General features: G+C 36.9%; 26 protein-coding genes and 1 pseudogene. 17 read left to right on the top strand and 10 right to left on the bottom strand.

Annotated features, from left to right (window positions below; translation table 11 throughout):
- Positions 1-114 precede the first annotated feature (114 nt).
- On the bottom strand, positions 115-987 hold the full coding sequence (locus CCK98_RS07700; RefSeq protein WP_088086041.1) for an SDR family oxidoreductase: 873 nt from the start codon (positions 985-987) through the stop codon (positions 115-117).
- Positions 988-1,100: 113 nt separating this feature from the next.
- The gene (locus tag CCK98_RS07705; RefSeq protein WP_088086042.1) at positions 1,101-1,598 is read right to left on the bottom strand and encodes a YajQ family cyclic di-GMP-binding protein; all 498 of its coding nucleotides are present in this window, start codon (positions 1,596-1,598) and stop codon (positions 1,101-1,103) included.
- Positions 1,599-1,734: 136 nt separating this feature from the next.
- Between CCK98_RS07705 and CCK98_RS07710 the strand changes: the two genes are divergently transcribed.
- Positions 1,735-2,598 carry a S1 RNA-binding domain-containing protein gene (locus CCK98_RS07710; protein ID WP_088086043.1) on the top strand — a complete coding sequence of 288 codons (864 nt, stop codon included), beginning with the start codon at positions 1,735-1,737 and terminating at the stop codon, positions 2,596-2,598.
- 67 nt (positions 2,599-2,665) lie between these two features.
- Complete coding sequence (locus CCK98_RS07715; protein ID WP_024028473.1) at positions 2,666-2,797, top strand: DUF3941 domain-containing protein; 132 nt, start codon at positions 2,666-2,668, stop codon at positions 2,795-2,797.
- Positions 2,798-2,841: 44 nt separating this feature from the next.
- On the opposite strand, the gene CCK98_RS07720 is transcribed toward CCK98_RS07715, so the two are convergent.
- Positions 2,842-3,702, bottom strand: a complete 861-nt coding sequence (locus CCK98_RS07720) for a DegV family protein (RefSeq protein ID WP_088086044.1) — start codon at positions 3,700-3,702, stop codon at positions 2,842-2,844.
- 124 nt (positions 3,703-3,826) lie between these two features.
- Between CCK98_RS07720 and CCK98_RS07725 the strand changes: the two genes are divergently transcribed.
- On the top strand, positions 3,827-4,669 hold the full coding sequence (locus tag CCK98_RS07725; protein ID WP_088086045.1) for a YitT family protein: 843 nt from the start codon (positions 3,827-3,829) through the stop codon (positions 4,667-4,669).
- Positions 4,670-4,711: 42 nt separating this feature from the next.
- Here the strand turns inward: CCK98_RS07725 and CCK98_RS07730 are convergent, their stop codons facing one another.
- The 3 genes from CCK98_RS07730 to CCK98_RS07735 form a co-directional block, all read right to left on the bottom strand.
- Positions 4,712-4,897: a DUF3813 domain-containing protein gene (locus CCK98_RS07730; protein WP_088086046.1), complete on the bottom strand. Its 186-nt coding sequence runs from the start codon at positions 4,895-4,897 to the stop codon at positions 4,712-4,714.
- Between the two features lies 1 nt (position 4,898).
- Complete coding sequence (locus tag CCK98_RS35160) at positions 4,899-5,051, bottom strand: hypothetical protein (RefSeq protein WP_168242474.1); 153 nt, start codon at positions 5,049-5,051, stop codon at positions 4,899-4,901.
- A gap of 112 nt (positions 5,052-5,163) precedes the next feature.
- Positions 5,164-5,979, bottom strand: a complete 816-nt coding sequence (locus CCK98_RS07735; protein WP_088086047.1) for a Cof-type HAD-IIB family hydrolase — start codon at positions 5,977-5,979, stop codon at positions 5,164-5,166.
- 277 nt (positions 5,980-6,256) lie between these two features.
- Here CCK98_RS07735 and CCK98_RS07740 point away from each other — a divergent pair, with 277 nt between their 5' ends.
- Positions 6,257-6,565 (top strand): metal-sulfur cluster assembly factor, encoded by a 309-nt coding sequence (locus tag CCK98_RS07740; protein ID WP_088086048.1) that lies wholly within the window; start codon positions 6,257-6,259, stop codon positions 6,563-6,565.
- Between the two features lie 210 nt (positions 6,566-6,775).
- The gene (locus CCK98_RS07745; RefSeq protein WP_088086049.1) at positions 6,776-7,897 is read left to right on the top strand and encodes a TIGR04053 family radical SAM/SPASM domain-containing protein; all 1,122 of its coding nucleotides are present in this window, start codon (positions 6,776-6,778) and stop codon (positions 7,895-7,897) included.
- Positions 7,898-7,981: 84 nt separating this feature from the next.
- On the opposite strand, the gene CCK98_RS07750 is transcribed toward CCK98_RS07745, so the two are convergent.
- Positions 7,982-8,680 (bottom strand): Crp/Fnr family transcriptional regulator, encoded by a 699-nt coding sequence (locus tag CCK98_RS07750; RefSeq protein ID WP_088086050.1) that lies wholly within the window; start codon positions 8,678-8,680, stop codon positions 7,982-7,984.
- A 362-nt stretch (positions 8,681-9,042) separates the two neighbouring features.
- Here CCK98_RS07750 and moaA point away from each other — a divergent pair, with 362 nt between their 5' ends.
- Positions 9,043-10,059 (top strand): GTP 3',8-cyclase MoaA, encoded by a 1,017-nt coding sequence (moaA, locus tag CCK98_RS07755; protein WP_088086051.1) that lies wholly within the window; start codon positions 9,043-9,045, stop codon positions 10,057-10,059.
- Between the two features lie 279 nt (positions 10,060-10,338).
- Here moaA and ric read toward each other — a convergent pair whose 3' ends face one another.
- A complete protein-coding gene (gene ric / locus CCK98_RS07760; protein WP_088086052.1) occupies positions 10,339-11,034 on the bottom strand; it encodes an iron-sulfur cluster repair di-iron protein in 696 nt (231 codons plus the stop codon).
- Between the two features lie 240 nt (positions 11,035-11,274).
- On the opposite strand from ric, the gene glp reads away from it, so the two are divergent.
- The 5 genes and pseudogenes from glp to CCK98_RS36775 all read left to right on the top strand — a co-directional run bounded on the left by glp (position 11,275) and on the right by CCK98_RS36775 (position 14,125).
- Positions 11,275-12,540 (top strand): gephyrin-like molybdotransferase Glp, encoded by a 1,266-nt coding sequence (glp, locus tag CCK98_RS07765; RefSeq protein WP_088086053.1) that lies wholly within the window; start codon positions 11,275-11,277, stop codon positions 12,538-12,540.
- Entirely contained in the window at positions 12,528-13,076 is a 549-nt protein-coding gene (gene mobB, locus CCK98_RS07770; protein ID WP_088086054.1) for a molybdopterin-guanine dinucleotide biosynthesis protein B, read from the top strand. The genes glp and mobB overlap by 13 nt, the downstream gene beginning before the upstream one ends.
- A 324-nt stretch (positions 13,077-13,400) precedes the next feature.
- Complete coding sequence (locus CCK98_RS36985; RefSeq protein WP_373408488.1) at positions 13,401-13,604, top strand: YwiC-like family protein; 204 nt, start codon at positions 13,401-13,403, stop codon at positions 13,602-13,604.
- Positions 13,601-13,723, top strand: a pseudogene (locus CCK98_RS36990) (YwiC-like family protein); the annotation flags it as partial. The gene CCK98_RS36985 and the pseudogene CCK98_RS36990, both read left to right, overlap by 4 nt.
- Positions 13,724-13,732: 9 nt before the next feature.
- Positions 13,733-14,125 (top strand): hypothetical protein, encoded by a 393-nt coding sequence (locus CCK98_RS36775; protein ID WP_306298999.1) that lies wholly within the window; start codon positions 13,733-13,735, stop codon positions 14,123-14,125.
- A 146-nt stretch (positions 14,126-14,271) separates the two neighbouring features.
- Here CCK98_RS36775 and CCK98_RS07780 read toward each other — a convergent pair whose 3' ends face one another.
- A complete protein-coding gene (locus tag CCK98_RS07780) occupies positions 14,272-14,964 on the bottom strand; it encodes a Crp/Fnr family transcriptional regulator (RefSeq protein WP_088086055.1) in 693 nt (230 codons plus the stop codon).
- Between the two features lie 279 nt (positions 14,965-15,243).
- On the opposite strand from CCK98_RS07780, the gene CCK98_RS07785 reads away from it, so the two are divergent.
- Together CCK98_RS07785 and clpB are read left to right on the top strand one after the other, a co-directional pair.
- The gene (locus CCK98_RS07785; protein ID WP_088086056.1) at positions 15,244-15,423 is read left to right on the top strand and encodes a YjzC family protein; all 180 of its coding nucleotides are present in this window, start codon (positions 15,244-15,246) and stop codon (positions 15,421-15,423) included.
- A gap of 167 nt (positions 15,424-15,590) precedes the next feature.
- Positions 15,591-18,185, top strand: a complete 2,595-nt coding sequence (gene clpB / locus CCK98_RS07790; RefSeq protein ID WP_088086057.1) for an ATP-dependent chaperone ClpB — start codon at positions 15,591-15,593, stop codon at positions 18,183-18,185.
- A 47-nt stretch (positions 18,186-18,232) separates the two neighbouring features.
- On the opposite strand, the gene CCK98_RS07795 is transcribed toward clpB, so the two are convergent.
- Positions 18,233-18,418: a YjzD family protein gene (locus tag CCK98_RS07795; RefSeq protein ID WP_088086058.1), complete on the bottom strand. Its 186-nt coding sequence runs from the start codon at positions 18,416-18,418 to the stop codon at positions 18,233-18,235.
- Positions 18,419-18,660: 242 nt separating this feature from the next.
- Between CCK98_RS07795 and CCK98_RS07800 the strand changes: the two genes are divergently transcribed.
- The 4 genes from CCK98_RS07800 to CCK98_RS07815 all read left to right on the top strand — a co-directional run bounded on the left by CCK98_RS07800 (position 18,661) and on the right by CCK98_RS07815 (position 21,684).
- Positions 18,661-19,383, top strand: coding sequence for a hydrolase (locus CCK98_RS07800; protein ID WP_088086059.1), 723 nt, complete (start codon positions 18,661-18,663; stop codon positions 19,381-19,383).
- An 84-nt stretch (positions 19,384-19,467) separates the two neighbouring features.
- Positions 19,468-20,307: a hypothetical protein gene (locus tag CCK98_RS07805; protein WP_088086060.1), complete on the top strand. Its 840-nt coding sequence runs from the start codon at positions 19,468-19,470 to the stop codon at positions 20,305-20,307.
- A gap of 219 nt (positions 20,308-20,526) precedes the next feature.
- Positions 20,527-21,474 (top strand): BMP family ABC transporter substrate-binding protein, encoded by a 948-nt coding sequence (locus CCK98_RS07810; RefSeq protein ID WP_088086061.1) that lies wholly within the window; start codon positions 20,527-20,529, stop codon positions 21,472-21,474.
- An 18-nt stretch (positions 21,475-21,492) separates the two neighbouring features.
- Entirely contained in the window at positions 21,493-21,684 is a 192-nt protein-coding gene (locus CCK98_RS07815; RefSeq protein ID WP_088086062.1) for a ComZ family protein, read from the top strand.
- The last annotated feature ends 124 nt before the right edge of the window (positions 21,685-21,808 follow it).

Below are 21,808 nucleotides of genomic sequence, written 5' to 3' on the forward strand. Positions count from 1 at the left end.
TCGCTCTTTTCCCTACGATAAGTCAAGCACGAATGCGCTTACGCTCTCCGTGTTTCCTTTATCTCAGTTAAAGCGTTCCAGTCCATACGCCGCTAAACGGGCGCCTCCGCTTTTCTATCCATTGATAATTTCTCCGCCATTTACATGAATCATTTGCCCGCTTACATAGGAGGAGTCATCTGAAGCTAGGAAAACATAGCTTGCGGCCAATTCAAATGGTTGTCCTGCTCTCCCCATTGGGGTAGTTGATCCGAAAGCTGCAACCTGGTCTGCAGGGAAAGTCGATGGAATGAGTGGTGTCCAAATGGGACCTGGAGCCACACCATTAACACGAATCCCTTGAGGTGCAAGAGACATCGCTAAAGAGCGGGTAAAGGAAACAACCGCACCTTTTGTAGCTGAATAGTCCAATAATTGTTCATTCCCCTTGTAAGCAGTAATCGAGGCAGTATTAATGATGGATGCCCCTTGTTTTAAAAAAGGCAGCACCATTTTAGTCATATAAAAAAAGGAGAAAATATTCGTTCGGAACGTTTTTTCCAATTGATCCGAAGTAATAGACAATAAGCTTTTTTGCGGATGTTGTTCCGCTGCATTGTTGACGAGTATATCTAATTGGCCAAACTCAGAATGAATCTTATTGACAATCTCCTTACAAAAATCTTCATTGCCAATGTCACCCGAATAAAGAAGACATCTTCGGCCCTCGGCTTCAATCATTTGTTTAGTTTCTTCTGCATCTTGATGCTCTTCTAAATAGACAATAGCAATATCTGCCCCTTCTTTGGCAAAATAAATAGCAACAGATTTCCCAATACCACTGTCGCCTCCAGTAATAATCGCTGTCTTCCCTGCTAATTTTCCTCCAGGCTTATAATTAGGATCAACTGAAATAGGCCGAGGATTCATTTCACTTTCTATACCAGGTTGATGGTTCTGATGCTGAGGTGGAAAGATATTCTTTTGTTTATTTTGATTGTTGCTCATTTACTAAAACCTCCAAGTGTTTACTCACAATTAGTTTTAGTTAAATGGGTTAAATTATGAAAAATAAAGATAATAAAAAGCGAAAGGATTTTAAATCCTTCCGCCGTTTTGTTTTACCGATAATTAATAAACTGGACATCTACAGTTAAGTCCGCTTCGCGCACGAGGGAGATTATTTTTTGTAAATCATCGCGGTTTTTACCGCTAACACGAACTTGGTCGTCCTGTACCTGACTTTTTACCTTGACGCCACTATTTTTAATAATTGTATTGATTTTTTTGGCATTTTCTTTATCAATACCTTGAACAAGCTTGGCTCTTTGGCGAACAGTTCCGCCTGATGCTTTTTCGACTTTCCCATAGTCAAGATTTCTAACGGGAACGCTTCGTTTCATCAATTTGCTAAATAAAACATCTTTAAGCTGGTCCATTTTATATTCATCATCTGAAATAAGAACAAGCTCTTCTTTTTCCTTATCAAGTGAGACTTCACTTTTACTGCCTTTAAAATCATAGCGAGTGCCAATTTCCTTCATGGTTTGGGCAATCGCATTTGAAACTTCAGATAAGTCTACTTGAGATACAATATCAAATGAGCTATCTTTTGACATAACAAAACCTCCATTTTATAACGATATGTGAAACCCAGCCTGCTAAAGTTTCCCTTTATGGGTACATTATAGTAAAATATAGCAGTTGTAACAACCGCTTAGGAAAATTCTCCGAAAAAGAAAGAAGGAGTTATATATGTCTTTAAATGAACTTATTGGTCAAACAACCACATTAACAGTCGCCCGTAAAGCATCCTTTGGCTATTTTTTAACAGACGGTAATGAAGATGTTTTGCTGCATATAAATCAAGCCAATCAAGAATTAGAAGAAGAGGATCAGGTTGAAGTGTTTCTTTATGTTGATTCAGAAGGTCGAATCTCTGCATCAACGACTATTCCTGAGGTTGCGATTGGACGATATGCTTGGGTTAAAGTAACGGACATAAATCCCAGAATTGGCGTCTTTATCAATATAGGACTTCCAAAGGATATTTTGTTAGGAATCGATGATTTGCCTGTGCATAAGACAGTATGGCCAATGCCAGGAGATTTAGTCTACATAACTTTAAAGCTAAGCAGCAATTACCTTCTTTACGCGAAGCTTGCCAGTGACCAAGTAATTGAGTCTATTTCCGTAAAAGCAACAAGAGAAAATTTCAATAAAAATGTGCAGGGACATATTTATCGTACAGCTAAAGTAGGCAGCTGGATCTTTACAATAGAAGGGTTCAAAGGTTTCATTCATGAATCACAAAGACCAGAAGAGCCCCGTATAGGTGAAAAGGTTGAGGGAAGGATTATTGACGTTAAGGAAGATGGAACAATTAATGTTTCTTTACTAGCAAGGAAAGAGGAATCGCAGGATCTAGATGCGGAACGGATATATGAATATCTTATGAGCAGAAATGGAGCCATGCCCTATAACGATAAAAGCATGCCTGAAGATATTAAAGATCGCTTCGATTTGAGCAAAGGTGCCTTCAAGCGGGCCCTTGGTAAGCTTATGAAAGAGGGCAGGGTATACCAAGAGGGCAACTGGACATATGTAAAGAAAGATTAATGTGTTTTTACATACTCTTTTCAAATTGACAGAAACTAAAGTGAATCTATTTGAAAGGGGTAAGGATATGCCACATACATCAGACAACGATAAAAAAGCAAAAGACAACAATGCCCTTCGCCATGAAAAGAATATGATGCGCGAAAAAAATCGTCAAGCTGGAAAAAATCAATACTCCAAGCAGACAGACCATAAATAGAGTAATGAAAAATGAGTGAGGTGCGCACCTCACTCATTTTTTTATTAAGATGGTAATTGATTTAAGAAGAAAATGGCGATTGTTCCTGCACCTGTATGTGACCCAACGGCAGAGCCAATGGAAGAAATGAATACCTCTTTTGGATGGAATTCTTCTTCAATCATTACTTTCATTTCTAATGTGGTTTCTTCACAATCGGCTTGGCTAATCCCAATCACCTGGTCTTTCATATTTGCCCCGCGTTCCTTCATAATTTCGATGATACGGCGCATCATTTTTTTCTTCCCACGGATTTTTTCAATTGGAACAAGTTTTCCGGCTTCCACATTTAAGATTGGCTTAATGTTCAATAATCCGCCGAGGAAGGCAGATGCTTTTGATACTCGGCCACCCTTTGCTAAATAATCTAAATCTTCAACAGTAAAAAGATGTTCCATGTGTTGGCTTCTAAAAACAACATCTTCTAAGATTGTTTCTTTATCGACACCTTTCATGGCGAGTAATGCTGCTTCTTTAACCACAAGACCAAATCCAAGCGATGCACATTTTGTATCGACAATTGTTAACTTAAAATTTGGATATTTTTCCTTCACTTGGTCAAGAATCATAACAGCGGTTGAATATGTACCAGATAATGCTGAAGAAAAAGCTATGTATATCCCATCTTCATCTTTTTCTGCCATTTCGGTAAATACTTCCTCAAACAGAAGTGGGGAGACTTGAGATGTTTTTGGAACAACGCCATTACGGATTGCCTCATAGACGGTGTTTGGATCAATTGTTTTTACATCTTCAAATTCTTTGCCATTAATCTCGACTTTTAAAGGAAATAAAGTAACATGATTCTCTTCATAAAAACTTTTTGGTAAATCGCATGCGCTATCAGCTAGTATTCTTACCTGCATGAAGCTCACCTGCTTTCAGGCTAATTTATAGTTTCAGTTTATCGGTTTCACCATAAAAATACAATTAGCAATCACCACAAAAGTATTAATGGATTGACAATCACATAAAAAGGGGGAAATTGAAATGATATGGCTCCAGGCGCAAAAACTGGCAGTGGTGGCAGCGGGCTCATTGTTAGGTGCGTTAGCGATGAATTTATTTTTAGTACCGGCAAATATTTATTCAAGTGGATTTACTGGAATAGCACAACTACTTTCAAAGGTGTTAAGTGACTATACTCCTATCCATGTTTCACTAGGGTTCTTATTATTATTGCTGAATATTCCTGTGGCCATTTTAGGCTGGAAAAAGGTAGGGAAATCCTTTACCGTCTATAGCTTTATAAGTGTTGCTCTGTCCTCGTTGTTTTTAATACTAATTCCTATTAAACAAGTTTCGAATGATATTCTTCTAAATGCTGTTTTTGGTGGTGTCATCCAAGCTGTTGGCGTCGGGATTACGTTAAAATGGGGAGCTTCAACAGGCGGAGTAGATATCATTGCAATGGTTTTATCGAGAATGAAAGATAAGCCGATTGGACCCTATATGTTGGTTATAAATGGAGTGATTATTATAACAGCAGGATTTTTGTATGGCTGGGAGAAAGCCCTTTATACACTTGTCACTTTATATACTTCGACAAGAGTGATTGACGCCATTCATACTAGACATGCAAAACTCACTGCAATAATTATTACCAAAAAGGCTGATGTCATGAAAAAAGCAATACAAGAAAAACTTGTAAGAGGAATCACGATTCTACCAGCAAAAGGTGCGTTCTCAAACGAAGCAAGAGAAATGTTGATGGTTGTTATTACACGCTATGAGCTCTTTGATTTGGAAAGGATCCTTAAGGATGTGGATCCCAATGCCTTTACAAATATCATTCAAACAACCAATATCTATGGATTTTTTCGTAAGGAATAAAAAGAAAAGCGGAAGCGCCCGTAGGTGCCTCCGCTTTTCTTTTTAAGTCATCTGTTCAAGCTCTTGTTGCATTTGTTGGAGCTGCGCTTGTTCTGCTACAGTCGAATTTGCATAAGCAGAACTTAATGCATTTTTAGCTTTCGCGACAGCAGAATCAAGATCAGCTGGGTCGGCAGACTTCGCCATCTCAACAAATCTTCGTGCTTCTTGGAACAATTGGTTTCCCATGTTAAATTCCTCCAAGCGAGGATTCTTGCACATTGGACATCTTCTGAGCTTCCGCTTCAGCGTAAGTCATGTGATAAGGAATACGTTCAGCATGCTTACTGACCGTATCCACTCCTTGCTGGACAAAGCGTTTTGATTTGTTTCGTTTACCCATTCGAATCCCTCCAATATGCTCATAGCTCATATTGAAACAGCAACGCTGCCTCAAAAAATAGTATGTACCAAAAGGGGGAGGTTCATTTAGGTAAACAATGGTGAAATGAGTATTAATATTTTATATTTAACAAATCTGCCAAATATTGAGCAACACCATCTTCTTCGTTACTTAAAGTGACGTCATTAGCAATATTTTTCGCTTTGTCGATTGCATTTCCCATGGCAATCCCATGCCCAGCAAATTCAAGCATTTCAAGGTCGTTGTCTTCATCGCCAAACGCAATAATTCTCTCAGCGGGAATACCATAATAATCAGAAGCCTTTTTTAACCCCACAGCCTTACTTAAGCCAACCTTTATAATTTCAACCACATGCCATGGAGCGGCCCAACTGCGATGATCGATAACTTCTGCATGGACGGCCGATAAGTGTTCGCGAATTATCTTTAATTGATCCTCCTCTGTATGAATTAATAAACTCGTGGGTGAATCATTTAAATAATTTGCCAGATCTCCCGTAGTGATTTTTGGATTGCCAAAGTTGAAAATATCTAACAGCTTTTCATCGTGATAATGGAAGTAAACATCATCGATCACTTCGGCAATTATATTATGGAAGTGGAAACTTCTGCACGCTTCCACAATTTCTTTTGCCACCTTTATATCAAGAGGTTCATGATAAAATCCCCAATCAGGTTTTCGAGGGTGATGCATAAATGCTCCATTGAAATTGACAATCGGTGTGTCTAAATCCAATTCCCGATAGTACATCTCACTGGAACGATAAGGCCTTCCTGTTGCAATCATAACGATATGACCTTGTTCTCTTGCTTTTTTAATAATTCCGTGTGTTTTTAATGATATCGTTTTATCATCTTTTAATAATGTCCCATCTAAATCTAATGCAATTAAGTGTCTATCTGTCATAATAACTCCTTCTAATTATAATTTTCATCGCTAATAAAGTGCGTCGCTTTAGGAAAAAATTTATATACATGTTACACTGCAATTATGAATTTAATACTTAGTGGAATTTCTTATTCCTATATTTACTATGTTAACAATTTTATATCTAAACTGTAAAAAAATTCACACCAAAAGATATAAAAAAACTATATACTTTTTTTAACTAAGTCTCAATCTTAGCATACTTAATCATTTGCTATAATAGTGTGGGACAAGATAATGAAGGAGTGGATAAAACATGAATGAAGAACTAAAAGAAAATATCATGGGTGCCTTAGAACTAGTAATTGACCCTGAACTAGGGGTAGATATTGTTAATTTAGGATTAGTATATAATGCTGAAATGGATGAAGAAGGAAACGTAACGATTACCATGACGTTAACTTCAATGGGCTGCCCACTTGCTGGAACAATTGTTGACCAGGTTAAACGGGCATTGGCCGACATTCCGGAGATCAAAGAAGTAGAAGTAAATATTGTTTTTAATCCTCCATGGAATAAAGAAATGATGTCACGTTATGCGAAAATCGCATTAGGAATTCGCTAAGCTTAATTAGAGGCTTTTGAACTCTCAGTAAAATAAGCGTATTTTTTAGAAACAGCAGATTTTCTGCTGTTTTTGTATTTTTCTTCACGTTTCAGACATATCTAGCATACAGAATGTGAGATAGTTCACTTTTTTCAAATATAAACACCTTTATAATACAGATTAATAAGGCTGTTGGATTTGAATAGCCGTTATTAGGAGGCGTTTCATATGGCTATTAGCCGAGATTTTAATAAAGACCCTTTTATCGTAATATGGGAACTCACTAGAGCTTGTCAATTAAAGTGTCTGCACTGCCGTGCCGATGCACAGTATAAAAGGGATCCACGTGAACTATCATTTGAAGAAGGAAAAAATCTAATTGATCAAATATATGAAATGAACAATCCGATGCTTGTTTTTACTGGCGGAGACCCGCTGATGAGAGAAGATGTTTTTGATATTGCGAAATATGCAGTTGAAAAAGGCGTACGGGTATCAATGACCCCAAGCGCGACACCAAATGTAACAAAAGAAGCAATTGAAAAAGCAAAAGAAGTTGGTCTTGCTCGCTGGGCATTTAGTATTGATGGTCCTAGGGCTGAGATTCATGACCATTTTAGGGGAACAGCTGGATCATTTGACCTTACCATGGAAAAAATAAAATATTTGCATGAAGTTGGATTACCCATTCAGATTAATACGGTGATTTCCCGTTACAATATTGACTACCTTGATGAAATGGCAAAAATGGTTGAAGATTTAGAATGTGTGTTATGGAGTGTCTTTTTCCTAGTGCCAACAGGAAGAGGTCAACAATCAGATATGATTTCTCCAGTTCAACATGAAAAAGTATTCAGATGGCTATATGATTTAAGTAAGCGCGTGTCTTTTGATATCAAAACAACAGAAGCCATGCACTATAGACGTGTTGTGATTCAACAAAAAATGCGCGAAGCGAAGGAAACAACAGATGAGATTGAGTATTTAAGCGCATTAACAGAAAAAGGATTAACAGGCTCTATCGATGGTTTAGGACGAGCACCAAAAGGTGTTAATGATGGTAATGGTTTTGTTTTCATCTCCCATATTGGCGATGTATATCCAAGCGGACTATTACCCGTTAAAGCGGGTAATATCCGGGAAACGCCATTAGCTGAAATTTATCGTGAATCACCAATTTTCCAATCATTAAGAAATCCAGATCTTTTTAAAGGGAAATGTGGTGTCTGTGAATTCCGTCATGTTTGCGGGGGATCAAGGTCTAGAGCTTATGCAATGACTGGAGATTATCTAGAAAGCGAGCCATTCTGCGTTTATATTCCTAAATTATTAAGAGAAAAGCAAGTATAGTAATTAAAACTGAAAAAAAAGGCTGCCTCATTATAGTGAGACAGCCTTGCGTATATAGATAACTGCAAATAAGTCAAGGCCATCCTATTCGATATTGCAATAAACGGCAGAACAATTTTCACAGTCGATTTCATTTTTTAAGTATTGTAAATCCAATATTGAGATCTTTCCTTTTTTAACTGAAATGATTTTATCTTTCTTTAGTTCACTAAGTATACGGTTTGTACTCTCACGTGATGTACCGCAGAAGTTGGCAAGTTCTTGGTTGGTTAACGGCAGATCTATTAAGATTTCATTATCCTTTTGAATACCATAACTATTCGACATACGGATAAGAGTTGAGAAAAGGGCACCTCGTTTTCCATTTAAAACGAGGTCGCGAAATTTTGTTTGTGTTTTCCGGAGATGATCACTCATCCATTTCATAAATTCAAAAGCAAGCTTACTGTTTTGGAAAATTTCACTTTCGATTATATCCTTTTTTATTGCTACTATTTCTCCTTCTTCAAGAACCATTGCACTTAATAAATATCTGGGGTTATCAGTAAATAGGGTTAATTCCCCGCATATATCATTTTCTCCACAAATTCTTAATGAAAGTTCACGGCCATCTGAAGTAATTTTACTGATTTGAATTTTGCCGGAAATGATAATGTAAAGTTCTTCCGCAAGCATTCCTTCTTGAAATAAAAAGCTTCCTTTTTCACTTTTAAATTTCCGGTCTGCAAATTTAAGCAATTCTTTTATTTCAATTGAATGAGTTGGTTTCATTATTGCTGTCATCAGCTTCACCTCAATGTGTCATATTAACAACCATCTATTTTCCAAAGTGATCAATGTTTAGTTTGTTAGTACCATTTTATCTCATGAGGAATCAATAAGAAGAAGTAAACAATGACAATATAGTGAAAACTCATATGAAATTAATCATGTTTATTTATTTTCTTTTTGAATTATCGTTTAAATGAATAAAATCTGTAGAGGAAATTTTTTTCCAAAACAGTTATTTATAGATTGTAAAACATCTGCTAAGATAAGAATTGTATTAAAAAGTATTGTTATAGTGAATAAAGTAACAGTTTTTTTATCTAAAGACTGGTACACTGAATATCATTAGGTTCCAAAAATAATGGAGTTGATATGGAATGGAAAAAACCATTATTAAAGATAAATTAAATAGACCATTGCATGACTTAAGAATTTCTGTAATTGATCGATGTAATTTCCGTTGCCAATACTGTATGCCAGCAGATCAATTTGGTCCTGATTTTGAGTTTCTTCCTAAAAGTGCTTTGCTATCCTATGAAGAGATCGAACGAATAGCGAAAATTTTTGTTAATTTGGGTGTGGAAAAAATTCGCCTAACTGGAGGAGAACCTCTTCTTCGAAGAGATATGCCCATTCTTGTTAAGAAGCTGTCAGCTATTGAGGGCTTACTTGATATCGGATTAACGACGAATGGTGTGCTCCTGCCGAAATTTGCCAAAGATTTAAAGGAAGCAGGACTCAAAAGAGTAAATGTCAGCCTTGATACCTTAAACGATGAATTGTTTGGCCAAATTAACGGGCGTGGGGTTGGAACTGGGCCAGTTTTGGAAGGCATTGAAGCAGCGAAACAGGCAGGTCTTGGGGTCAAAATAAATATGGTTGTCAAAAAAGGTTTGAATGATACTGAAATTATTCCAATGGCAAAGTACTGCAAGGAGAACAGTCTGGAGCTTCGCTATATAGAATTCATGGATGTTGGCTCCACGAACGGCTGGAAAATGGATGATGTTATTACAAAAAAACAGATTTATTATTTGTTAAAAGAACAATTTGATCTTGAACCTGTTGACCCAGCCTACTACGGAGAAGTGGCGAAGGTGTACCGTTATAAAGATAAAGATGTGAATGTAGGATTTATCACGTCTGTTTCGGAATCGTTTTGTTCAAGTTGCACTCGTTCTCGACTTTCAGCGAATGGTCAGATTTTTACTTGTTTATTTAATGGGAATGGGCATGATATCCGTAATTTTATGAGAAACGGTGCCTCTGATGAAGAAATCCGTGAGCGGGTGAGCGCCATTTGGAATGGAAGAGATGACAGATATTCAGACGAACGAACAGCCGAAACGCACAAAAACCGTAAAAAAATAGAAATGTCCTATATTGGTGGTTAAACTCTCTTCCATGAAGAGAGTTTTTTTGTTGGATAGAAAATTATAAAATTATTTATTGTGGATAACTTGAAATAGTTCTCTGAATCCAGCTCCAGCGCCTAGCTGCTAGTGTACTTCGCTCTCCGCCCTATGATAAGTCAAGCACGAATGCGCTAACGCTCTCCGTGTTTCCTTTATCTCAGTTGGAGCGCTCCAGTCCATACGAAGCTAAACGGGCGCTTGCGCCTTTTGTTCTATAAAGAAACAGCCCGCTTTAAGAAAAGCGGACTGTTGATTTTATTAAAGATACCTAGGAAATAGGATGTTGTTTTCAAGATGCACATGCATAAAGGTTAATCCTTCTAACGCTTCCAAGCGTGCATATACTAATCGGTACGTACCGCATGCATCCAGAGGTAGAGTGTAGTCAGTAGTTACTGCACGGATCTCTCTTAAAATTTCACCGGCATGGTCATGTTCTTTTTCTAATTCAACAATCATTGCAATTGCTTCTTCACGATTCTCCACGGTTCCATCTGCAAGCTGCTTAATTAATGGGAATACAACAGCTTCCTCTTTCGCCATATGATCCATCAATTCTTTTTTGAATTCATAGAAGAGTTCGTAAACCTTTAGTAACTCTGGATGGTTATCTCCATGGACACGTGAAACCTTCGTTACATAGGGACTTAGCATAGTTAGTTCCTCTTCAGATACACGATGGTAGTTTGAAATAACATGATCAATAATTGTAGTTGAATCAGAATTAGTCCAAACTTCAACATCTTTCTCGGTGTTTTCGTATTTTTCAAAAACTTCTTTTAATTCATCTAACAAAGTATCAAGGTTAAGCTTATTTTGAGCAACTGCTTCTGTTAATGAGGTATTACCACCGCAGCAAAAATCGATTCGGTTCTTTTTAAAAACATCACTTGTTTTAGGTAATTCGTTAACAATATCTTTAACTAATGAAATAGGTGTAATTGTGAAACTCATCTTTAATTTCCTCCCAAAGTCCAAGATTAAATCTAACCTAATCATAATGTAAAATAGAAAAAAACTAGGTGACCTGAATCACACATTCCCTATGATTTTATATTTTTTGGCAAGATTCTTTTATATTGTGACATTTGATATGTTAGTTAGTTTTTAATAAGCTTATAATGTTGATTAGTCGATGACTATTAGTACATATCACAATGGATAGATATTTGTTTAAGGCAGGAGCTGATTATTTTGTTCGAAAGAAGAAGACCGATACCAATTGGAGAAGCGGTCAAAAGCATAATGGAATATCAATTACTTGGTGTGACCGAACAAGTTTCGATAAATGAAAGCTTTGGCCGCTTTTTATCGGAGGATTTGATCGCAACTAGCGATGTGCCCCATTTTGACCGTGCACCGTATGATGGCTTTGCTGTTAGGTCAATCGATACACGTGAGGCTTCGCTATCCAATGTAGTTGAATTTGAAGTGGTCGATCACATCGGCGCAGGAATGGTTTCTACTAAAGTAATAGGAGAGCACCAAGCTGTTAGGATTATGACTGGCGCAATGATGCCAGTAGGAACAGATGCTGTCGTTATGTTTGAGGTGGCTAAGGCCTACGAAAAGAATGGAATCCCATATATGTCCATTAAACGCAGCTTTAAAAAGGGTGATAACGTTTCGTTCAGTGGTGAAGATGCCAAGCAGGGTGAAGTTTTGGTGAAAAAAGGAACATTGATAAATCCTGGAATTCAAGCCATGCTTGCAACATTTGGATATGAACGAGTGTCCGTTGCGAAAAAGCCACGTGTTGGTTTGTTTGCAACAGGGACAGAGCTTTTAGAAGTAAATGAAGCCTTGGTTCCAGGAAAAATTCGTAATAGTAATTCACATATGATTGCAGCCCAAATTGAAAGAGCGGGAGGCATTGTTCACTATTTTGGAAAGCTTCCTGATGAATTTGACACTTGCTTTGAAGCAGTCCAAAAAGCAATAAATGAAGTAGACTTATTAATTACCACCGGTGGGGTTTCAGTTGGGGATTTTGATTATCTGCCTGCTATTTATGAAAAGCTTGGGGCAGAGGTTTTCTTTAATAAAGTTGCCATGCGGCCTGGAAGTGTGACGACGGTTGCACAGCACAATGGGAAGCTTCTCTTTGGGCTTTCGGGTAATCCTTCGGCTTGTTATGTAGGCTTTGAATTGTTTGCCCGCCCAATTATCCGTAGGATGCTTTTTTCAGAAAAACCTCACCTTCGTAAAGAGCAAGCACTTTTAGAAGTCGATTTTCCTAAAGCCAATCCATTTACAAGGTTTGTCCGAAGTTCTACGTTTATAGATGCGGGAAGACTAAAGGCAACACCGAGTGGACTTGACAAGTCTAACATTATTATGAGCCTTTCTGGAGCAAATTCGTTGATGATTCTTCCAGGCGGAACTAGAGGCTTTACAGCCGGAAGTGAAGTGGACGTCCTCCTGCTTGAAGACCAGGTTGGCAGTTTGTGGCCGTGGTAAAGCCTGTCGTCTTTCAGGTGGTTGGTTATCAAAATAGTGGTAAAACCACGATAACAGCCAAACTAATCGAAGACTTAGTAAAAAAAGGACTTAAAACAGTTACGATTAAGCATCATGGTCATGGAGGCAGGCTTGCAGCCCTGCCGCAGAAAGATACAGAAAAACATCTAAATGCAGGTGCACTTGCCTCGATTGTTGAAGGAGATGGAAGTTTAATGTTACAGGCTGACAATTTCTATCCATCACTAGAAGATCAGATCGAGTTAATGAAATTCTTTCATCCAGATGTAATATTAATCGAAGGTTATAAGTTAAAGTCCTTCCCGAAGTTACTGCTATTAAGAGATGAAAGGGACCTTTCTTTGTTAGATACCGTAAGTAATGTTTCTGCTATTGTATATTGGAAGGAAGAAATGCAGGAGCAAATCACATCAAGAATCAAAGTGCCCACCTTTCATATCAACGATGGAGGTGCATTAATCTGGACTGCGCAAGTACTTCAAGAGTATGTTCATAATATTGATCAAAAAAGTTAATAAAATTGTCAAATCTGTTACTTTTATCACAGCTTGAAATATGGATATACTCTACAATACAAATTAGGGGATATAATGTTTGTTAAAATAGAATTATGGGTCTTTAATGGAAATACAGCAATCACTCATCAGATAACCGACCTAGAGAAGATTGAAGTTACCTAGTAGATGATATAGATTTGATGTACTTCCATTTTAACCTAAACAAATTTGTCACAAAAAGAAGGCGGAGTCCTTCTTTTTTACTGTAATTATGTGATGTGTTTCACTTATTTTTCCGCTTAGCTGGCTTATATTTAGGTTAGTCAAGGAAGAGGAGTGAAAATGATGAAGTTATTTTTACCGAAACAACATGGTGCATGGGCAATGCTAATCATCCCTTTTTGGCTTGGTGTCATTGAAGGAGGGTTTATGTGGAAGCATGTCCCATTTTTCTTTGGATGGCTCCTATTATACTTGGCGACCTATCCGATGCTTCTTTTATTTAAAAAGAAAAAACTTCAGTTTTATACTAAATTGTATATATGATTCCATCCCTATTACTTTTACTTATTCCTCTTTTGGAAAGACCAACGATTTTTTATTTTGGTCTACTAATGATTCCGTTTTTTATAATAAATGCTTACTTTACTTCCAAAAATCAAGACCGTGCTTCTATGAATGACATCTCTGCTATTTTTGCCTTTTCAATTGCTGGATTAGCAAGCAGTTATTTAGGACACGGTGTTATGAACATAGAGACACTTGTTTTCGCCTTTGTAACTTCGGTCCTGTTTTTTGTGGGCTGTACTTTTTATGTCAAAACAATGATTAGGGAGAAGAAGAATACCCAATTTAAATGGATTTCATGGATTTACCATTTTCTTTTAGTGGCAGTGTGGTTCGGAGTTGGCTTTTGGATCGTTGCAATAGCATTTATCCCAAGTCTTCTGAGAGCTATTATATTTTATGGGAAACCACTATCGCCAAAACAAATTGGCATTTACGAAATAATAAATTCAGCTATATTCTTTACGATCATGGTGATTCAAATAATCTTATTAAAATAAGAGCTATGTTACACTTGGCTGATTTCCGCTCCAATCAACATGTGCCAAAATCAGCAATGAGCTTTAACATAGCCATTAAAATAAAAAAATCGGTCGATATGACCGATTTTTTTTGCTTTATTTTAAGTTGTTTGCCAGCAGCAATTCTAATCAACTTTACAGATTTCGGTTGGACAATCTTCACAATCAATTTCTCGTTTTAAATACTCTAAATCATGAATAGTAATTGTTCCTTTATCTATTGACAGGATACCAGCCTTACGTAAATCACTCAACAAGCGATTTACTACTTCTCTTGATGTACCACAAAAATTGGCTAACTCTTGATTGGTTAGTGGTAATTCAATTAATATTCCTTTATTGGTTTTAATTCCATAACTATTGGTAATTCGAATAAGTGTGGAATAAAGAGCCCCTTTTTTTCCATGAAGAACCAAATCACGAAACTTGGTTTGTGTTTTTCGATATTGCTGACTCATCCACTTTATGAATTCAAATGAGAGTGCCAGATTTTGTGAGAGTTTTTCTTCAAGCGTGTCTTTCATAATAACGGCTACTTCACCACTCTCGACAACACGTGCACTTAATAAATATCTTGAAGAAGGGGAAAATAAGTTTAATTCACCAACAAAATCACCATGCGAGCACATTCTTAACGTAAGTTCTCTTCCATCAGGGATGATCTTGCTGATTTGAAGTATGCCACTTTGAACAATATACAATTCATCGGCTACAGATCCTTCTTGAAATAAAAAGGTACCTTTTTCAACTTTTTTTATATGGTGAACGGTATCTAAAAGATGGGACAGTGTTACCGGCATTTCTTTTACTGACTGCATACTCATAACCACCTTTAAAGGTACGAATTCAATGCTCATTTGATTTTAAAAAATGACAGTCAAGGTTAAATTTGCTAGATAATACTATAATTATATTGTTAACAAAGAATAATTAGCAACAAATGTGCGATAAGTTCATACAATCGTCAAAAATTTGTTTAATCTTTACGTATTTCTTCGGAAATAATGTCGACTCATAAGATAATTTGCAAGAAATTCCAATAATGACAACCCGTTAAAGGGTAATAATAAGGAATGTGAAGCAAAGGAGGGAAAAGAATGGGCCAAAATCGTCAGTTTAAGTCAGGGAGTAAAGCCCCAAATAATGGTGTTTATATTGAAGTTGGAGATACTGGAAGCAATGTTAATAATCCCAAAAAAATAAGGCTAAAAGCAGGAGATGCATTTCCTGAGACTTCAAATGATGAACGTGTTTGGACATATCAGCGGAAACCATGAATAAATAAGAAAAAGGTCATCCATGGGGTGGCTTTTTCTTTTGCCTGAACCTAGGCGTCTGTAGGCAATTTTTGCCGATATTCTTCTTTGCAAAAATTTACTTTTTATATAGGAAGTTTTATAATAAAAGAAAAGGTCAGAATTGGTCAAAGAGGGTGTGGTAAAAAATGGACATGAATCGAATGACTGAAAGGTTACAAAAGGGGCTAATGGATGCTCAGTCGCTGGCTATCAAAAAAAATCATCAAGAGATTGATGAACCCCATTTGTTTTTATGTTTAATGGACCAAGAAGATAGTCTCATTTCTTCTATATTAGAAAAGTCAGGTATCCCTCCCGAAAAAATTAGAAAGAACCTTAATGAGGCTCTTGCTAAAAAACCAGAGGTTACAGGAAGTGGGGTTGAACAAGGAAAACTTTATATCACAGCCAAGCTGCAAAAACTTTTTGTCAGTGCCGAGGAGTTTGCCAAAAAGTTTTCTGATGAGTATTTATCAGTTGAACATATTCTGTTAGCTGCAGTATACGCGAAGGATTCAGAAATGAGAAGGCTTTTACAAAACGTTGGAATTCAACCAGACAAAGTTTTGCAAGCAATTAAAGAAATTAGGGGGAACCAAAGAGTGACATCACAAAATCCAGAAGCAGGATACGAAGCACTAAAAAAATATGGACGGGATCTTGTTGCTGAGGTTAAAGAAGGAAAAATGGATCCAGTTATTGGCCGTGATTCTGAAATCCGCAATGTAATTCGGATATTATCAAGGAAAACAAAGAATAATCCTGTTTTAATCGGTGAACCTGGTGTAGGGAAAACCGCTATTGTGGAAGGGTTGGCACAAAGGATAGTTAGGAAGGATGTACCGGAAGGACTTAAGGATAAAACAATTTTCTCATTGGATATGAGTGCGTTAATTGCTGGAGCCAAATTTAGAGGTGAGTTTGAAGAAAGATTGAAAGCAGTCCTAAATGAAATCAAAAAAAGTGAAGGACGAATATTGTTATTTATTGATGAAATTCACACGATAGTAGGAGCCGGTAAGACGGAAGGCGCGATGGATGCAGGCAATATGTTAAAACCAATGCTTGCCCGTGGTGAACTTCATTGTATTGGAGCAACTACTCTAGATGAGCACCGAAAATATATCGAAAAGGATCCAGCGCTTGAACGTAGATTTCAGCAGGTACTGGTCCAAGAACCAAACGTTGAAGATACCATTTCAATCTTAAGAGGGCTAAAAGAACGATATGAAGTGCATCACGGTGTTAAAATTCATGACCATGCCTTGGTTGCTGCCGCCACATTATCTGATCGTTATATCACCGATCGTTTTTTGCCTGATAAAGCAATTGATCTAGTCGATGAGGCTTGTGCTTTAATACGTACTGAAATAGATTCAATGCCTACCGAATTAGATGAAGTAACACGCAGGGTAATGCAATTGGAAATTGAAGAAGCTGCCTTAAGTAAAGAGGTTGATGACGGAAGCAAGTTGAGGCTGGAGGCTCTCCTAAAAGAACTAGCTGATTTAAAAGAAACAGCCAATGAAATGAAGGCAAAATGGCTTCAAGAGAAACAAAGTATACAGAAATTGCAGGAGAAAAGGGAACAACTGGAAAAACTTCGCAGGGAGCTGCAACAAGCTGAAGATAAATACGATTTAAACCGAGCGGCAGAGCTTCGCCACGGTCAAATTCCGTTAGCAGAAAAAGAGCTAAAGGAACTCGAAAGGGCAACTGCTAAGGACGAACGTATACTTCGTGAAGAAGTGACTGGAGAAGAAATCTCCAATATCGTATCAAGATGGACAGGAATACCTCTTTCTAAACTAGTAGAAGGGGAGAGAGAAAAGCTGTTAAAATTGGAATCCATCCTACACGAAAGAGTCATCGGTCAGAATGAGGCAGTAAATTTGGTGGCAGATGCAGTACTCAGGGCTCGTGCTGGAATTAAGGATCCTAAGCGACCAATTGGATCGTTTTTATTTTTAGGCCCGACAGGTGTTGGGAAAACGGAGCTTGCGAAAGCATTGGCCGAGTCTTTATTCGACAGTGAGGAACATATTATACGTATCGATATGTCTGAATATATGGAGAAGCATGCTGTTTCCCGCCTAATTGGAGCCCCTCCAGGCTATATTGGCTATGAAGAAGGAGGACAGTTGACGGAAGCAGTAAGGAGAAGACCATACTCTGTTGTTTTAATGGATGAAATTGAAAAAGCTCATCCTGAGGTATTTAACATTCTCTTACAAGCGCTTGATGACGGAAGAATTACTGACTCAAAAGGGCGTGTCGTTGACTTTAAAAATACAGTTATTATTATGACTTCTAATATTGGCTCACATTTTTTACTAGAACGAAGTGAAACCGAGGTTGAAATCTCTGAAGCGGTAAGGGAGAAAGTGATGAGTCAATTACGGGGACATTTCCGTCCTGAGTTTTTAAATCGAATTGATGAAACGATCCTCTTTAAGCCGCTATCATTGGACGAAATTAAGAATATCGTTGTCAAAATGATGAAAGAACTTCAAAATCGGTTAAAGCATCAACAAATTGATATAATCATTAATGAGGAAGCAAAAGAATTCATTGCCGTAAATGGATTTGATCCAATTTATGGGGCAAGGCCTTTAAAACGATTTATTCAAAGAAACATTGAAACCAAGCTAGCCCGTGAAATAATCGCTGGCAAGTTACATGATCAGTCAAGAGTGGAAATAAATATTAACGACGGTCAAATTACTTTATCGGTTTATTAAATTCCTATAGAAAAAAAGGTCATCCATTTGATAGGATGACCTTTTTCTTAATGTTTTGTCGCAGGCTCGTTAGGAATTATTGCAGCAGCAATGTAAATCAAAATCGTTACCCCAACTGAAGCAATAGCAGCAGGCATAAATTCATATTTAGCACCTGCAGTCATTGCACTTACTACATATGTAAGCATTTGCACTAAAAGAAATGACCAGAAAAAGGTCCAAAAAAATCGCACTATTTTTCACCTCTAACCTATTTTACATCTTAATTTATATTATCATATGATTCTGAAATGATAAAGTGAAACTTACACCAGTGGTAAGTAATACCATTCAGGCTTTTCCGAGCATTTTCCATTTTTAAATGGGTGGCCACTGATTTTCCAGATGAGCTTAATAAAAATAGGCTAACCCCCCTTTCATCTTTAATAAGACGGCATACAATACTGTGAGGAAATATGTAAAAGGAGATTTATCTATGGAGAATCGTAATTTTCAGATGGATACCCAATGGAATATTATTCACTACCCTGAAAAGCCTACCGGATTTGGGATCTTAATAATTGGAGATGAAAGACATTTTGTCGATGAAAGTAAATGCTTTTGGACACAAAATGAAGGAAGGTTAGCCATTGTTAACCAGCTCAAAGAAAAAGGGTATACCATTTTTTCCTCAAATCTATATGGGCGAAACTGGGGGAGCAATAATGCAGTTGAGCTTGCCGAGAGGTTATACCAGCATGTGATAAGAAGTGAAATACTTAATAACAAAATCCATATCTTAGCCGAAGGTATGGGGGCACTGGTTGCCATAAGTTTAATGGAGAAAATGAAAGGGCGGATACGGTCAATTATTCTGCTCAATCCCATTATTTCCTTGAAAAACTATCTTGAACAAGAAAAGGAACATAAATTCTTTTATAAAAAGTTAATGAGGGAATTAGTAGCAGCGCATCAAATGGACCAACAAGTACTCGAAAACCATATTTTTAGTATGGATGATAAAATAAATCTTCAATTTGGATGTCCAGTTAAAATTATTCATGTCCTGTCAGGGGGGAAATCGTATAACCAATCTAAAGTGTATCCTCAAATAATCAGTAATTCAGAAATAAACCCTACTTTCATTCTTCCTGAAAAAAAACAACAGCTTGGCCAAATGATGTTAAAGTTTTTCAACAAACATGAAACGATCCTCTAGGCTAGGCTGGTCCTCCCCAAAAAGAAATAATTCCTTAGCGATACGCATAGGATTCATTAAGGTAAGTATGGGGAGGAATAATTTATGGACAAGGCAATTATATTTGGGATGTTTGACTTTGTTGGTTTTCATGTTGGCAAAAACCTGCTGAATAAGGGAATAGAGGTCATTGGCGTTCATATAGATGAGTTTGATAATTTAGATTTTCTTGATGAAAAAAGACTTGAAGTTGGTCGAAATGCAAACTTTCTGGAAAAATCGTTATTCGATTTGGAGAATAGTCCTAGAGAAGACATAAGTAATACAAGGCTTATATTTTCGATATATGATTTATTTATGCTTAAAAAGGAACAAATTTTACAAAATGAAGAGGTAACAAAGCCGATAATTCAGTATATAGAGGACAATAACAAAAATGCGAATATCGTTTTTATTCTTCCAATTCAAATGCTTACCAGAACATTTAGGGGAAAAGAAATTGAGGGATTCCTAAGTAAGATAAACGGATTAGTAAAGAATACACAGATATTGTATTTACCTGCTATTTATGGTCCATGGCAGCCGTCAGCTTTTTTGTTTCAACAAGCTATTGTTTCCAAATTTAAAAAGACAGATATAACTCATGAAGAACGGGAATGGACAAACGATGTCATTTTTGTTGATGATGCCATAGAATCAATCTTAGAAATCATAGAGAAAGCAAAACCTGGCAGTTATTTGATTGAAAGTGGAAGTGATGACCAATGGATCAGATGTGCTTCTTACCTAAAAATCGATGAAAGTCAGGCTCGGTTAAGTAACTTATCATCAATACAAGATGATCTTCCAGTATTAAAAGTAACAGTAAGAAAGGTTACCCCAATTTCAGCTTCTATCCTGGCACAAATGGAACATGTGAAGCGATTGTATGATAATCGTTTATAAGGCACTTGGCATACTGTTTGAAAGAATCATGAAATATATGACCATAAAAAAAAGATCCAGATGTGTTGTGGTGTTAAAATTGTCTTTTCATTTATTTGTTGAAAGGTTAGAATAAAATTGGAAAAAGCAGTCATAGAATTATTTTCCTTTGTTCTATAAATTAATAATGTAAAGGAAACGTGTTATAGAAATGGCAACAGTACAAAGGAGATGCATGAAATGATAAACCGTTTCGGAATCATACTTTTATGCCTTTTTTTGCTTGGTGCCTGCGGAGCTACAAAACCTACAGGTAAAATAAAAAAGGTTGGATTGTTAGTACCCGAAACGGTCAATGACCAAGTATGGGGGACGAAGGGCTTTAAAGGTTTGTTAAAGATACAGTCAAAATTTGATGTGGATGTGTTTTATAAAGAAGGGATGAATTCAGAAGCAGTTGTCGAACGTGCAGTAGAAGAGTTTGACCAAAAAGGAGTAAATCTAATATTCGGCCATGGGTCTGAATATGCTGAATACTTTAATAATCTTTCTAAGGATTATCCTGATATTCATTTTATTAGTTTTAATGGTGATGCTAAAAACAAAAACACAACTAGTCTGAATTTTAAAGCACACGCGATGGGTTTTTTTGGAGGAATGGTAGCTGCACATATGTCAAAAGCACAAAATGTCGGTGTTATAGCTGCATATGAATGGCAGCCAGAGATTGAGGGCTTCTATCAGGGGGCTTTGGCTGAAAATAAAAACACGAATGTTAGTATAGAATATGTAGGAAATTGGGATGATGAAATAAAAGCCGTTCAATTAGCAAATGACATGATGGAAAAGGGAATTGATGTGATTTATCCTGCTGGTGACGGGTTTAATGTGCCAGTAATAGAAACGGTAAAGGAACACGGCATGTATGTAATCGGTTACGTTTCGGACCAATCTGATTTAGGTGAATCTACGGTATTAACAAGTACCATACAGCAGGTAGACATTTTATATGAAAAGGTTGCAGATCTATACAATAAAGGGGAACTAAAGACAGGAAACCTTTCCTATGATTTTCAAGACAATGTTATTTCACTTGGTAAATTTAGTCCTTATGTAAACAAAGAATTCATTCAGAAGATAAACAATCAAATTGAAGATTATAAAAAAACAGGAAACTTGCCAAAATGAAAAATTGAAGGAGTACATATGAACAGTCAAGATAAAACATTTCAATTTATGCAGATCGCGATGAAATACTTACCAGAAGCAAAGGAACAATTGGACACGGCTGGTGTGGAATTATCAATGGAATTAATCGAGCCATTCATGAATCTTTTTACAAAGGTCATGCAAGAAGCATATGAACTCGGTCTAGCTGAAGGTCGAAAAGAACTATAAAGAGGAAGTAAGCTCTCGTAATAGGGGGCTTATTTATTTTTTTTGCTATGTTAAGGATTATTGTTGATTTTACAGCCAAGTTGATTGGAGCGAAGCGCCTGAAGCGTAAATCAACTGCCAAGTT

This window comes from Bacillus sp. OV166, assembly GCF_900177675.1.
In the GTDB taxonomy this organism is placed as follows: Bacteria; Bacillota; Bacilli; order Bacillales; family Cytobacillaceae; genus Neobacillus.